The organism is Jhaorihella thermophila, assembly GCF_900108275.1.
GTDB lineage: Bacteria > Pseudomonadota > Alphaproteobacteria > Rhodobacterales > Rhodobacteraceae > Jhaorihella > Jhaorihella thermophila.
This window is the reverse complement of the sequence record NZ_FNVD01000001.1, coordinates 440,578-453,652: the sequence shown is the minus strand read 5'-3', so window position 1 is coordinate 453,652 and position 13,075 is coordinate 440,578. Positions and strand designations below refer to the sequence as shown.

The 13,075-nt window shown below is 65.3% G+C and carries 14 protein-coding genes; 2 read left to right on the top strand and 12 right to left on the bottom strand.

What is annotated here, in order from left to right; genetic code table 11:
• Nucleotides 1–72: 72 nt before the first annotated feature.
• The 11 genes from C4S70_RS02210 to iscR all read right to left on the bottom strand — a co-directional run bounded on the left by C4S70_RS02210 (nucleotide 73) and on the right by iscR (nucleotide 11,162).
• Nucleotides 73–1,968: a PhoX family protein gene (locus tag C4S70_RS02210; RefSeq protein WP_104006454.1), complete on the bottom strand. Its 1,896-nt coding sequence runs from the start codon at nucleotides 1,966–1,968 to the stop codon at nucleotides 73–75.
• Between the two features lie 114 nt (nucleotides 1,969–2,082).
• Nucleotides 2,083–3,303, bottom strand: coding sequence for a cysteine desulfurase (locus C4S70_RS02205; protein ID WP_104006453.1), 1,221 nt, complete (start codon nucleotides 3,301–3,303; stop codon nucleotides 2,083–2,085).
• A complete protein-coding gene (locus C4S70_RS02200) occupies nucleotides 3,296–3,886 on the bottom strand; it encodes a YIP1 family protein (protein ID WP_160114836.1) in 591 nt (196 codons plus the stop codon). The genes C4S70_RS02205 and C4S70_RS02200 overlap by 8 nt, the downstream gene beginning before the upstream one ends.
• Nucleotides 3,883–4,368 (bottom strand): YIP1 family protein, encoded by a 486-nt coding sequence (locus C4S70_RS02195; RefSeq protein ID WP_104006451.1) that lies wholly within the window; start codon nucleotides 4,366–4,368, stop codon nucleotides 3,883–3,885. The genes C4S70_RS02200 and C4S70_RS02195 overlap by 4 nt, the downstream gene beginning before the upstream one ends.
• Nucleotides 4,368–5,648, bottom strand: coding sequence for a Fe-S cluster assembly protein SufD (gene sufD, locus C4S70_RS02190; RefSeq protein WP_104006450.1), 1,281 nt, complete (start codon nucleotides 5,646–5,648; stop codon nucleotides 4,368–4,370). The genes C4S70_RS02195 and sufD overlap by 1 nt, the downstream gene beginning before the upstream one ends.
• Nucleotides 5,648–6,403, bottom strand: coding sequence for a Fe-S cluster assembly ATPase SufC (gene sufC / locus C4S70_RS02185; protein ID WP_104006664.1), 756 nt, complete (start codon nucleotides 6,401–6,403; stop codon nucleotides 5,648–5,650). Before sufC ends, sufD begins: the two co-directional genes overlap by 1 nt.
• A gap of 59 nt (nucleotides 6,404–6,462) precedes the next feature.
• The gene (locus C4S70_RS02180) at nucleotides 6,463–7,098 is read right to left on the bottom strand and encodes a hypothetical protein (RefSeq protein WP_235003645.1); all 636 of its coding nucleotides are present in this window, start codon (nucleotides 7,096–7,098) and stop codon (nucleotides 6,463–6,465) included.
• A gap of 18 nt (nucleotides 7,099–7,116) precedes the next feature.
• Nucleotides 7,117–7,989 (bottom strand): FkbM family methyltransferase, encoded by an 873-nt coding sequence (locus tag C4S70_RS02175; protein ID WP_160114835.1) that lies wholly within the window; start codon nucleotides 7,987–7,989, stop codon nucleotides 7,117–7,119.
• A 41-nt stretch (nucleotides 7,990–8,030) separates the two neighbouring features.
• The gene (sufB, locus tag C4S70_RS02170) at nucleotides 8,031–9,554 is read right to left on the bottom strand and encodes a Fe-S cluster assembly protein SufB (protein ID WP_104006448.1); all 1,524 of its coding nucleotides are present in this window, start codon (nucleotides 9,552–9,554) and stop codon (nucleotides 8,031–8,033) included.
• A 17-nt stretch (nucleotides 9,555–9,571) separates the two neighbouring features.
• Nucleotides 9,572–10,618, bottom strand: coding sequence for a cysteine desulfurase family protein (locus C4S70_RS02165; RefSeq protein ID WP_235003644.1), 1,047 nt, complete (start codon nucleotides 10,616–10,618; stop codon nucleotides 9,572–9,574).
• An 82-nt stretch (nucleotides 10,619–10,700) separates the two neighbouring features.
• Nucleotides 10,701–11,162, bottom strand: a complete 462-nt coding sequence (gene iscR, locus C4S70_RS02160; protein ID WP_104006446.1) for a Fe-S cluster assembly transcriptional regulator IscR — start codon at nucleotides 11,160–11,162, stop codon at nucleotides 10,701–10,703.
• A gap of 205 nt (nucleotides 11,163–11,367) precedes the next feature.
• Between iscR and C4S70_RS02155 the strand changes: the two genes are divergently transcribed.
• A complete protein-coding gene (locus C4S70_RS02155) occupies nucleotides 11,368–12,021 on the top strand; it encodes an alpha/beta hydrolase (protein ID WP_104006445.1) in 654 nt (217 codons plus the stop codon).
• Complete coding sequence (locus tag C4S70_RS02150) at nucleotides 12,021–12,293, top strand: hypothetical protein (protein WP_104006444.1); 273 nt, start codon at nucleotides 12,021–12,023, stop codon at nucleotides 12,291–12,293. Before C4S70_RS02155 ends, C4S70_RS02150 begins: the two co-directional genes overlap by 1 nt.
• Nucleotides 12,294–12,295: 2 nt before the next feature.
• On the opposite strand, the gene C4S70_RS02145 is transcribed toward C4S70_RS02150, so the two are convergent.
• Nucleotides 12,296–12,982: a hypothetical protein gene (locus tag C4S70_RS02145; protein WP_146064166.1), complete on the bottom strand. Its 687-nt coding sequence runs from the start codon at nucleotides 12,980–12,982 to the stop codon at nucleotides 12,296–12,298.
• Nucleotides 12,983–13,075: the final 93 nt, after the last annotated feature.

Here is a 13,075-nt window from a genome sequence, read left to right as displayed (position 1 = left end):
GAGGGATAGCCCATCGCCCGCGCGGTGACAATAGCGAAAACGGCCTGTTCCGAAATCGCCCCAACGGCCGGATCAGCCCACCGGGCGGCCGTCCCTGCGCCATATGGCGATGATCGAAGACCGGGGCAGCTTGCCCTCGCCATCCGGAAAGGGCGCCCCGGGGTGCTGGATGCCCACGAACATGGTGCGCCGGTCCGCCGACCAGACCAGCCCGGTCACCTCGGAGCCCTTCGGGCCGGTCAGGAACCGCCGGATCTCGCCGGTCACGGGATCGCCGGCCAGCATCTGGTTGTTGCCCTGCCCCGCAAAGGGGCCTTCGTTGGAATCTTTGCCGTCGGTCTGGATCCACAACATGCCCGCGCTGTCGAAGACCAGGCAGTCGGGCGCGTTGAACATGTTGCCCGCCGTGATGTTATCGGATCCCCGATTCGCCCCCTCGGCGACTTCGGGATTGCCGCACATCACGTAAAGATCCCAGGCAAAGCGCTCGGCTGCGTGGTCATCCGCGGCCGGGCGCCACCGCAGGATCTGCCCATACCTGTTCGCCTCGCGCGGGTTGGGACCGCCCACGCGCTGCCAGTCGCCGCCGGCATTGGTCTTGAGGCCGCGATTCTTGTTGTTGGTCAGCGCGCAATAGGCCTCGGCCGCGACGGGGTTCACCGCCACCCATTCGGGCCGGTCCATCGTGGTTGCCCCCACGCGCGAGGCGGCGATACGGGTGAAGATGGCGATCTCGGCCTCGGTCATTCCCGTGGCCCGGGGCGTCAGCGCGAGCCAGCGGCCGGTCCCGTCATCCTCGAATCGGGCGGCGTAGAGCTGGCCCTCGTCCAGCAAGGTCGAGGTGTCGCCGCCGGGCACATAGACATCGCGCGAGACGAACTTGTAGAGAAACTCGCCCCGTTCGTCGTCGCCCATATAGACCACCACACGCCCATCGGGGGCGAGGACGCATTCGGCGTTCTCGTGCTTGAACCGCCCCAGCGCGGTGCGCTTGACCGGGGTCGAACCCGGATCGGCCGGGTCGATCTCGACCACCCAGCCGGCGCGGTGCGGCTCGTTGGGATTCTGCGTCACGTCGAAACGGGCGTCCCACAGGTGGTAGTCATAGCCCCAGCCCTTGGCGGAAATGCCGTAGCGGCGATAGCCCTCGGCGGCGAGTCCCTCGACCGCAAAACCGCCCGAGGCGCCGAAATAGCCGTTGAAGTTTTCTTCGCAGGTCAGATAGGTGCCCCACGGCGTCCTGCCCGAACCGCAATTGTTGAAGGTGCCCAGGCTTTCGGTGCCGGCCGGATCGGCGGCGGTCCGCATCCATTCGTGACCCGCGGCGGGACCGGCAATCCGCATCGGCGTGCGATGCGTGATGCGGCGGTTGAGGGGGCTGTCCACCACGACCTGCCAGCCCTGCGGTCCTTCGGCCAGTTCGAACACCGAAACGCCCTGCAACTTTTGCAGCTTTTCGACATCCTCGGCGTTCCGCGGCGTTCCGCCCTCGGCCCGTGGCAGGTTCACCTTGCGATTGGTGTATTCGTGATTGACCGCGATCACCTGGCGGCCGTCGATCACGAACAGCGCCATGCCGTCGGTGTTCTCGCCGAACACGCGGTCGGCCTTGGCGGCGCTGCCCCCGGTTTCGTGGTCGAAATCGCCCGCGGCGTCGGAAAAGAGCGGGTCGCCCCAGCGCACCAGCACCTTCCAGTCGTAGCCCTCCGGCACATGCACGGTGTGGTCGGTTGCGGCCGGAATGCCGTCAAAGGCGAAACGGGCCGTCCCCGCCAGCGCAGTCGAGCCCTTGAGCATGCCCGCACCAAGCGCCGCCGCGCCCGAGCCAAAGGCGATGATCCCGCCCAGAAAGCCCCGGCGGGACAGGGCGCGTTCCACGACGCGGTCGAATTCCTGTTCGTCCGGGCGGGGAAAGTTGAGTTCGTCCCAGTCGTCGGCGGACAGATCGCGGCGGTTGATATCCTTCATCACGGCAGTCTCCCTCGGAATGACCCGGAACAGTTCCGGGAACAGCCTGCCTTTAGGCGCGCAATGTCACAACCGCTTGACGCGCGTGTAACGGACGCGTGACGAGAGCGGGTTTCAGCCAAAAAGTTCGTGCGCCAACTCCAGCGCCTCGACCAGCGCGTCCACCTCTTCGCGCGTGTTGTAGAGTCCGAACGAGGCGCGGCAGGTCGCCGTGACCCCCAGCCGCTCCATCAGCGGGCCGGCGCAGTGATGGCCCGCGCGCACCGCCACGCCCTTCTTGTCGAGGATGGTCGAGATGTCATGGGCATGGGCCGCGCCCTGAAGGGTAAAGCTGAAGATCGCCGCCTTGCCCGGCGCGGTGCCCTGCAGCGTCAGCCAGTTCAGCCCCTTGAGCCGCTCCATCGCATAGTCGCGCAGCGCGGCCTCGTGCGCGGCGACGTTCTCCATCCCCAGCGCCATGAGATAGTCCAGCGCCACGCCCAGCCCGATGGTCTGCACGATGCCCGGCGTGCCGGCCTCGAACTTCATCGGCGGGTCGTTGTAGATCACCCGGTCGCGGGTGACCTCCTTGATCATGTCGCCGCCGCCGAGGAAAGGACGCATCTCCGCCATCCGCTCGCGCCGGATGTAGATCGCGCCCGAGGCCGAGGGGCCGTAGAGCTTGTGCCCGGTGATGGCGTAGAAATCGCAGCCGATATCGGCCACGTTGACCGGCATGTGCACCGCGCCCTGGCTGCCGTCCACCAGCACCGGCACGCCCCGGTCATGGGCGGCCCGCGTGATCGCCTTGACGTCCACCACAGTGCCCAGAACGTTCGAACAATGGGTGATCGCCACCAGTTTCGTGCGCGGCCCGATCGCGTCGATCACCGCCTGCGGATCCAGCGACCCGTCGTCGGCGATGTCCACCCATTTCAGCACCACCCCCTGCCGTTCGCGCAGAAAATGCCAGGGCACGATATTGGCGTGATGCTCCATCACGCTGAGCACGATTTCGTCGCCCGCCTGCATCCGCGGCATGGCCCAGCTGTAGGCCACCATGTTTATGCCGATGGTCGAGCCGGTGTTGAGCACGATCTCGTCCTCGTCCGCCGCGCCCAGAAACCGCGCCACGGTGCCGCGCACGGATTCGTATTTCTCGGTGGCGAGGTTGGACAGGTAGTGCAGGCCGCGATGGACGTTGGCGTATTCCTCGGCGTAGCCGCGCGTGACCGCGTCGATCACCGCGCGCGGCTTCTGCGCCGAGGCGCCGTTGTCGAGATAGACCAGCGGCTTGCCGTTTACCTGCCGCGAGAGAATCGGAAAATCGGCGCGGATCCTTTCCACGTCATACATGGCTCATGTCCCCCGTGAACGGCCCCAGCACCAGGGCCATGAACAGCGATGCGGCGATGATGACCGCCAACCCCGACAGGATCACGACGAAGGCCGCGCGGCCCAGCCCGTCCAGCCGGTGCGCCTGGGCGATGAAATGCAGCAGGATCCACACCCCGATCACCGTTGCCGCCATCACCAGCACCAGCGATAGGATCGGAAAGACGAGCATCAGCACCAGCGAGGCCGCCTGAACCAGCACCCGCAGATACTGCATCCAGACGATCACGGCCATGATCTCGTCGGTGCCGCCCTGCCCGCCCAGGCCCTGCCCGACCCAGACCAGCGCCTGAATGAAGGCGACCAGCGCCAGCACCACCAGCCCGAAATAGACCAGCGGCGACTGAAATATCCACGGCATCATGTGCGGCGTGGGCAGCAGGATGTTGGACAGCGCGAACAGGATCGCGTTCAGCGCCGCGGCCAGCAGCAGCGCCGACCACAGCACCCCGCGCGGCAGCCGCAGCGCCAGGATCCGGCGCGCGGCCTCGGCCGGTACCGTCACCGAAAGGACGGTCAGGGATCGCAATTCGGCAAGGGTCACGGGCGGGGGGCCTCCGATTCATGCAGGGTGAACACCCAGAACCACAGGAACACCACCAGCCAGAGCGCGTCCACCCCGAACTGCACCGGGCCGGGACCGATGAAGCCCGCCACCAGCCCGCGCAGCAGCACCAGAGGCGTTGTTGCCAGCAGCGACCAGAACAGCGCCAGCCGCGCCCCATACCACGTCCCCTGCCCGCCGAACACGCGCGCCACCAGTCGCGAGATGGCCGCCACGACGTAAAGCATCAGGGGCAGGATGATCACGGCACCCAGCAGAGCGCCACCCAGGAGCGGATTCAGCTCCACCCCCTCCAGATGTGCCTTGCGCGCCAGCGACGGCATCTGAGCGATGAACGAGATCACGCAGAACGCCATCGCGAAGGCCAGAGCGCGGTCCTCGCGCTGGCCCATCGCCAGCAGCCGGCGCATCACTTGTCGCGGCCCGCGCCAGGTGGCGATGATGTCCGTCGTGACCGCCATCAGCGTCGGCGCGCCAGCCAGCCCTGGACGCGGCCCAGGATATCCTCGGCGATGGCCTTGTCCTCGATCTCGTCCACGGCCTCGGCGATGAAGGCGAGCGTCAGCAGATCCTGCGCCTCGGCCGCGGGCACCCCGCGCGAGCGCAGGTAGAACAGCGCCTCTTCGTCGATCGCGCCCGAGGTGCTGCCATGCGAACAGGCCACGTCGTCGGCGTAGATTTCCAGCTCGGGCTTGGCAAAGAACTGGCTGTCCTCGTCCAGCAGAAGCGACTGGCTGATCTGGTAGCCGTCGGTTTTCTGCGCGCCCTCCTTGACCAGGATCTTGCCCTGAAACACGCCGGTCGCGCCGTTGCGCAGCACCTTCTTGAACACCTGCCGGCTTTCGCAGCCCACCGCGTCATGGGTGATGAACACCGTGTCGTCGTGGTGAAAGTTGCCGTCGCCCGCGCAGGCGCCGGCCACATGCGCCACCGCGTCGCCGCCGGTGAACTCGACCACCGCCTCGTTGCGGGTCAGAACCCCGTTCACGGTCAGGGTAAAGCTCTTGAAGGTCGCCTTCGCGCCCAGACGGGCGAACAGGCTGGTATAGGCGCGGCGTTCGTGGTCGCGCCCCTGCGCGCGCACCAGATGCAGCCGCCCGCCATCGGCGATGTCGATCTCCATGCACTTGTTGAACCGCGCCGCGGCGGGGCCGTTTTCGAGGATCGTCGCCTCGGCGCCCGGCTCCACCCGGATCACATGGTGCAGGAGCACGTCCGACTGTTCGGACTTGTGGACATAGGTCAGGTTGATCGGCTTCGACACCCGCCCCGTTACACGGATTGCCACCCCGTCGCCCGCATAAGCGGTATTCAACGCGGCCAACGGGCGTTCCACCGGGCTCTGCCCGCGCGCTTCGAGCACGCCATAAAGGTCTTCGGCCCAGTGGTCGTTGGTGCAGCAGATGTCCTCCAGCCGGTCGATCTGCACCCCTTCAAGGCTCAGATCATCAGACAATTCGGGCGAAAACACCCCGTCCACGAACACCACGCGCAGCCGGTCGAAGGCGGAAAACATCGGCTCTTCGCCCGCATCGAACACGGCGGCGCGGGGGGCCGCCACCTGCACCAGGGAATCGGGGCGGGTGTATTTCCAGTATTCGTCGCGCCGGCCCGGCAGCCCCATGCGCCGCACCCGCTCCAGCGCCGCCTCACGGGCCTCCTTGGTGCAGCCGACCTCGGGCACTTGCATTGCCGCCAGGCGCGCCTCGGTGGCGGTCATCTTGCGTTCGTCCAGCGCCATCACTGCACCTCGGCCAGAATGTCGGCATAGCCGTTGTGTTCCACCTCGAGCGCAAGCTCGGGCCCGCCGGTCTTGACGATGCGGCCATCGGCCATGATGTGCACCACGTCCGGCTGGATGTGGTCCAGCAGCCTCTGATAGTGGGTGATGACCAGGAACCCGCGATCGGGGCTGCGCAGCGCGTTCACGCCCTCGGCCACCAGCTTCATCGCGTCCACGTCAAGGCCGGAATCGGTTTCGTCGAGAATGCACATGCGCGGCTCGAGCATCGCCATCTGCAGGATCTCGTTGCGCTTCTTCTCACCGCCCGAAAATCCCACGTTGACCGGACGCTTGAGCATGTCCGCGTCGATCTTCAGCGTCTTGGCCTTTTCCCGCACCAGTTTCAGGAAATCGGCCGCGCTCAGTTCCTTCTGTCCGCGCGCCTTGCGCTGGGCGTTCACCGCGGTGCGCAGAAAGGTCATGTTGCCCACGCCGGGGATTTCCACCGGATACTGGAAGGCCAGGAAGATGCCCGCCGCGGCGCGCTCTTCGGGTTCCATCTCCAGCAGATCCTTGCCGTCCAGCGTGGCGCTGCCCTCGGTGACCTCATACCCGTCCCGCCCCGCCAGAACATAGCTGAGCGTGGATTTGCCCGATCCGTTCGGCCCCATGATTGCATGCACGCGGCCCGGCTCGACCGTCAGGTTCACGCCCTTGAGGATCTGCTTGTCCTCTTCCTCAAGTTTGACGTGCAGATTCTTGATTTCCAGCATTTTTTCCTCGTCTTTCCTGTCTCGTCGCCGGCTGTCCGGCGGATGTTTCAAATCCTGTCTCAGGGCCGCTGCATGAAGCGGATCACGTCCAGCAGCCGGTGGGGCGGCACGGGCTGCGGCTCGACCTCGAACACGCCCATGCGTCCCACCATCAAGGGCGCGCCCAGAAAGTCCTCGACCTGGTGGAACCACTTGCGGCCGGCATAGTCGTCAAAAAGCAGCGTCACCGGCCGGCGGATGTTGAAGGCGGTGGCCAGCGCGCAGCCGATCCGGAATCGGCCGTCCACCAGAACCACGTCCGGATGCGGCAGATCCTCGCGCCGCCACACGCCCAGCGGATAACGGGCAAAGCGGTGCCATGCGCCCTGGTCCTTGGGCTGGCCCCAGTCCCGGGTCGGCCCGATATTGGACCAGATCACCTCGACCGTCGTATCCTTGGCCGGCGGGTTCTGCCGGAACCACTGCTTCATCATCCGCGCCCAGCGGCGGTCGCTTTCGACGCTGGTCACATGCTTGCCCGGCATCTCGGCCGCCAGAACGGTGGACCCGCCCGAGCCGTATTCGAGAATCACGCGGGCCGCCCGATAGGCCGACCGCACCGCCCCGGCCTCGGCCTCGGGCATGGTCAGAACGGGCCGCGCTGCCTGTTCCCGCAAGCGATCCGCCATGTCATCGTCCCTCACAAGCGGGGTCATGGATCCATCCGGCACGTCTCATCCCTCCGAATGAACCCAGCGGGGCAGACTGTCCATGAACCGCGCCGGCACGTCACCGGCGACGGCGCCGCGCTCGACCAGCCGATCGAGGCAGAACACGGTCAGGTCGAAACTGCGGAACACCCCCGCCGACGCGATGGCCAGTTGCTTGAGCTGCTCGTCCTCCCATTCCTCGGTGAACTCGGGGTTGCGGATATAGACCGCGTCCCCGTCGATCAGCTGGTTTCGGAACACCGGGTTCTTCATCCGGACCCGCTGAGAATTGCCGATCACGGTGGATTTGGCGAACAGAAGCTTGTGCAGCACGAAGCCCTGATCGTGCAGTTCCTGATCCAGCGGCGCCCAGAGAGGTTCGTCGTCGTAGATGCGATAGAACCGCACTTCGGGAATGATGCAGACCGCGTGGGACAGCTTGTCGCGCCCGGTCCGGATCACGTCCAGCTCGCCGCCCTGAATGTCGATCTTCAGTAGGTCGGGCCGCGGCAGTTCGTCCAGTTCGTCCAGCGAGACCAGGTCGATTTCGGATTTCTGCGCCTCGGGCTTGAACCAGCGCGGATGGCCGAGGAATTTCACCGACTTTTCGCGCACCGGAAACAGCGAGCCCAGCCCGGTCATCGGGTGATGATGAAAGACCCCCTTGCCCGGGCGCCCGACGGCGCGCTGGACATAATGGCGGCCGGGCCCCGCCGTCTCTTGCAGGGCTGCAAAGGCGCTTTCCTCCGGCTCGAAGCCCCAGACCTCGCAGCCGCCGATCTCAAGAAGATCCTGGTAATCGGGACGGTTGATCGGATTGGCGCCGACATCGACGATGCGCAGCGGACGCTCGGGCTTCAGCGCGTCCTGAAGAAACCCGATCCGTTGCTCGAGCATACGCCGCGCGCGCGAGTCCTTTTGGCCGCCGCCGTCCGCCATCAGCCCACCGAACCCTCGAGCGAGATCGCCACCAGCTGCTGCGCCTCCATGGCGAATTCCATCGGCAGGGCCTGCAAGACGTCCTTGCAGAACCCGTTGACCACCAACGCCACGGCCTCTTCCTCGTCCATGCCCCGCTGGCGGCAGTAGAACAGCTGATCCTCGTCCACCTTGGAGGTGGTCGCCTCGTGTTCGACCTGGGCCGAGTTGTTGCGCACCTCGATATAGGGCACGGTGTGCGCGCCGCACTTGTCCCCGATCAGCAGGCTGTCGCACTGGGTATAGTTGCGGGCATTCTTCGCCTTCGGGTGCATCGACACCAGCCCGCGATAGGTGTTCTGGGCGTGGCCCGCGCTGATCCCCTTGGACACGATGCGCGACCGGGTATTGCGACCCAGATGGATCATCTTGGTTCCCGTGTCGGCCTGCTGCCAGTTGTTGGTGATGGCGATCGAGTAGAACTCGCCCTGGCTGTCGTCGCCGCGCAGGATGCAGGACGGGTATTTCCAGGTCACGGCACTGCCGGTTTCCACCTGCGTCCACATCACCTTGGACCGGTCGCCCCGGCAATCGGCGCGCTTGGTGACAAAGTTGTAGATGCCGCCCTTGCCGTTTTCGTCACCCGGATACCAGTTCTGGACGGTGGAATATTTCACCTCGGCGTCTTCCTCGACGATGATCTCCACCACCGCCGCGTGCAGCTGTGCCGTATCCCTCTGCGGCGCGGTGCAGCCTTCCAGATAGGACACATAGGACCCCTTGTCGGCGATGATCAGCGTGCGCTCGAACTGGCCGGTATTTTCGGCATTGATGCGGAAATAGGTGCTCAGCTCCATCGGGCAGCGCACGCCGGGCGGCACATAGACGAACGATCCGTCCGAGAACACGGCCGAGTTCAGCGTGGCATAGAAATTGTCCGTGGGCGGCACCACGCTGCCCAGATATTTCTTCACCAGTTCGGGGTGCTCGCGGATCGCCTCGGAAATGGAACAGAAGATCACGCCCGCCTTCTTCAGTTCCTCCTGGAAGGTGGTGCCCACCGACACCGAATCGAACACCGCATCCACGGCCACCTTGCGGCCCTCCTGCGGCGCCGCTTCGGCGCCCTCGACCCCGGCCAGGATCATCTGCTCCTTCAGCGGGATGCCCAGCTTTTCATAGGTGGCCAGCAGCTTGGGATCGACCTCGTCCAGCGACTTGGGCTTCTTCTCCATGCTCTTGGGGCGGGCATAGTAATACTGGTCCTGAAAATCGATCTCGGGATAATGGACCATGGCCCATTTGGGTTCTTCCATCTTCTCCCAGCGCGCCAGCGCCGCCAGGCGCCACTCGGTCATCCACGCCGGCTCGTCGTTCTTCTCCGAGATCAGACGCACGATATCGGCATTCACCCCCTTGGGGGCGTATTCCATCTCGATATCGGTCTCCCAGCCATACTTGTAGGCGCCGCCCACCTCGCGCACGGCTTCGACGGTTTCCCGATCGACGCCTTCCTTGACTTCGCTGTTGTCCAATGCGGCCATCGTCTTCTCTCCTGACCTCACGCCGCCCGGGCGCGATGCTTCTTTTCCATCTTCAGCCACGCTTCGGCGAAGCGCAGCACGTCTTCCGCGGTCGTCTCCGGCCCAAGGGAAACGCGGATCGCGCCGGCGGCCACCGACTCGTCATATCCCATCGCCGTCAACACCCGGCTGGCGCGAACCTTGCCGCTGGAACAGGCCGACCCCGCGCTGATCGCGAAACCGGCCAGATCCATTTGCATCACCTGCGTTTCACCCTTCCAGCCCGGCGTGGCAAGGCAAAGCGTATTGGGCAGGCGCGGCGAGTCTTTCCCGACAAAAATACTCTTTTTTGCCGAGCTCTCAATAGCTGATTCTAGAATACTTCTAATCTCGGCGACACGCTCCCACACGCCGTCGGCAAGATCGCGGGCCGCCGCCTCGGCAGCGGCTCCGAAGCCGGCAATGCCGATCACGTTCTCGGTCCCGGCGCGGCGGCCCATTTCCTGTCCACCGCCGCGCATGCGCGCCTCGACATCCAGCCCCCGCCGCAAAACCAGCGCGCCGACCCCCTTCGGCCCGCCCAGCTTGTGCGCGGAAATCAGCGCCATCTCGGCCCCACACCAGTTGAAGGCAATCGGCAGCTTGCCGAACGCCTGCGTGGCGTCGGTCACCGCCAGACCTTCGGGCAACTCCTGCACCACCCCGGTTTCGGAATTGGCCATCTGCAACACCGACTGCCAAGGCCGTTCAACCACCACCCGGCCGGATTCGGACACCGGCAAATCCTCTTCGATCCAAGCCCTGACCGCATCATGCTCGATCGCCGCGCCATGCAGCCCGCGCCCCGCGCAGGCCAGTGCCGCCGCCTCGGTCGCGCCCGAGGTGAACACGATATCCGCACCCTCCGCACCGAATGCCGCAGCCACCTGCGCGCGCGCCCGTTCGACCAGCGCCCTGGACGCGCGCCCCTCGGCGTGAACCGATGACGGGTTGCCCACCACATCCATCGCCGCCACCATCGCCGCCCGCGCCTCGGCCCGCAAGGGCGCCGTCGCATTCCAGTCCAGATAGACCCGCCCGGTCACTTCCTCTTGCTCCAAATATCCCGGGGGAGTCGCGCCGCGCGCGACGGGGGCAGCGCCCCCCGAGATTTTTCGTCGAAAAATCTCATTCCGAATCCACCACGGAAAACAGCGTCGGCACCGCCGGGCAGGGCGCCAGTTCATTCTCGATCACGTCCGACAACCGGGTCTGATGCAGAAACACATAGACATGCGCACTCAGCGATTCCCACAACCTGTTGGCCAGGGACTGCGCCTTGCTGCCCGACGACGCACCGGAGGCCCCGGCCCCCTTGTGCATCGCGTCCACCGTTTCATCGACCGCGGTCAGAACATCCACCACCCGGATTTCGGACGCCGGTCGCGCCAGACGGTAACCACCGCCCGGCCCCCGCACCGACTCCACCAATCCCGCGCGGCGCAGCTTGACGAAAAGCTGCTCCAGATACGGCAGCGAAATCGCCTGGCGCTCGGAAATCTCGGCCAAGCTCACCAATTGCCCCTCCGGCTGCAATGCGATGTCAACCAAGGCCACCATCGCATACCGCCCCTTGGTCGAAAGCTTCATCTCAAGCCCTTTGCTTCCGCGCAGGATTCTCTCTGGGAGAGAGGCCGGAACGTTGACGTTTCACCCGCCAATGCGTATGTGCGCAAAGACGGCGCGCTCGACCACCGAGCGCCAATGGTTAGAACTGTTCTAAGGTTTCCTAGAGATTTCGTCAAGAATTCGATGGGACACCCGACCAGAGCAAGAAACAGGACAACGACTGCCCATGCCCGAGGTCATCTTTCCCGGACCCGAAGGCCGCCTGGAAGGCCGCTATCACCCGCAAAAGGAAAAGGATGCTCCCATCGCCATCGTGCTGCACCCGCATCCGCAATTCGGCGGCACGATGAACAACAAGGTCGTCTACAACCTGCATTACGCCTTCTACAACATGGGATTCACGGTCCTGCGCTTCAATTTCCGCGGCGTGGGCCGCAGCCAGGGCGAATACGATCAGGGGGTGGGCGAACTCAGCGATGCCGCCTCTGCGCTCGACTATCTCCAGTCGATGAACCAGAACTCGAAACACTGCTGGGTCGCCGGCTTCAGCTTCGGCGCCTGGATCGGCATGCAGCTTCTGATGCGCCGGCCGGAGATTACCGGCTTTGTCAGCGTCGCGCCGCCGGCCAACATGTATGACTTCTCGTTCCTGGCGCCCTGCCCGGCCTCGGGGCTCATCATCAACGGGCTGGCCGACCGGGTCGCCCCGCCGCAGGACACGCGCTCCCTGGTCGGCAAGCTGCAGGAACAGAAGGGCATCACGATCACGCATCACGAAATCGAGGGCGCGGACCACTTCTTTCAGGGCGCGCACATGGATACTCTGATCGACAACGTGACCGACTATGTCAAACGCAGGCTGACCGAAACCACGCGCTGATGGGCACGATCGAAACCCTGGCGGCGAAACTGGCCGAGGACACGCTGGCGGTCATGGACGCCACGGGCGAGGACCGCCTCTATGTCGAGGTGGCCAATGTGCTCGGCGCCTCGTCGCAGACGCTGGAAGAGGCCTTTCTGACCGAGATCCGCGTGCGGCTGGCCGAACGCACCGGCCGCCGGTTTCTGGTGCGCCGCGCCCGGGAGCTGAAGGCGGGAAAGGCCCGGCCTTCCGACACCGCCGAGGGGGCAGACGAACGCAAAGGCGGGTGACGTCATCGCCCGGGGTTGGCGCGACCCAGACGATACCAGCCGAAGGACAGGATACAGGCGGCGGCGATCGACAGCATCTCGCCACCGTCCTCCAGCAGCGTCAGCGCCCGAAGCCCCGTGAACTGGTGCAGCATGTCCACGGCGAGCCCGAAAAAGACCAGCGCCGAAAAAACCGCCCCGATCAGGATGGCAAAGCCGCGCTCCCGGCCCGCAGTGCGCAGCGCCGAAACCGCCACAAGGGGCAACAGCACGGCGGCGGCCAGCACCCAGGCCAGCAGCTCCCCGAAATCCACCGCGCGCAGCCCGTCCCGGTCGGTCAGCGCCAGCACGCGGGCCAGCCATTCGCCCATATGTTCGTGGTATTGCAGGGAATCGTCCAGCAAGACAAAGACGAACAGCGCGGCCCAGGCCAGACAGGCAAGAGACTCCCCGCTCCGCCACGCCAGGAACAGGAAAGCGGCCGTCAGACCAGTCTGGGCATAGTTGAACATCTCCGGCAGGGATCCGTCACGGCCGGGATGCAGAAAATCCGTATCGGGCACGGCGATCAGCCCCGCCCCTCCGGCCCAGATCACTGCCGCCGGCAGGAAAATCAACAGAAGATTCGCCGAAACGAGCTCGCGCGCAAAAATCCGCAGGCGTCTGTCGTTGCGATACTGTTCAATCAAAAGCGACCATGCCTGGGCCACCTCTTGTCCCAACTGCGACAAGACATGTCCGGAATGTTGCAGCACCTTGGGCATCATCGCACCTTTCGGAAATGACAGAGACGTGGAGCATGC

Bases quoted from the DNA above. Each gene is read 5' to 3' on its own strand.
- C4S70_RS02195 (WP_104006451.1), bottom strand. From the start codon at position 4,368: ATGGCGGTCACGACGGACATCATCGCCACCTGGCGCGGGCCGCGACAA.
- C4S70_RS02210 (WP_104006454.1), bottom strand. From the start codon at position 1,968: ATGAAGGATATCAACCGCCGCGATCTGTCCGCCGACGACTGGGACGAA.
- iscR (WP_104006446.1), bottom strand. From the start codon at position 11,162: ATGAAGCTTTCGACCAAGGGGCGGTATGCGATGGTGGCCTTGGTTGAC.
- sufC (WP_104006664.1), bottom strand. From the start codon at position 6,403: ATGCTGGAAATCAAGAATCTGCACGTCAAACTTGAGGAAGAGGACAAG.
- C4S70_RS02150 (WP_104006444.1), top strand. From the start codon at position 12,021: ATGGGCACGATCGAAACCCTGGCGGCGAAACTGGCCGAGGACACGCTG.
- sufD (WP_104006450.1), bottom strand. From the start codon at position 5,648: ATGGCGCTGGACGAACGCAAGATGACCGCCACCGAGGCGCGCCTGGCG.
- C4S70_RS02175 (WP_160114835.1), bottom strand. From the start codon at position 7,989: ATGCTCGAGCAACGGATCGGGTTTCTTCAGGACGCGCTGAAGCCCGAG.
- sufB (WP_104006448.1), bottom strand. From the start codon at position 9,554: ATGGCCGCATTGGACAACAGCGAAGTCAAGGAAGGCGTCGATCGGGAA.
- C4S70_RS02155 (WP_104006445.1), top strand. From the start codon at position 11,368: ATGCCCGAGGTCATCTTTCCCGGACCCGAAGGCCGCCTGGAAGGCCGC.
- C4S70_RS02205 (WP_104006453.1), bottom strand. From the start codon at position 3,303: ATGTATGACGTGGAAAGGATCCGCGCCGATTTTCCGATTCTCTCGCGG.
- C4S70_RS02180 (WP_235003645.1), bottom strand. From the start codon at position 7,098: ATGACCCCGCTTGTGAGGGACGATGACATGGCGGATCGCTTGCGGGAA.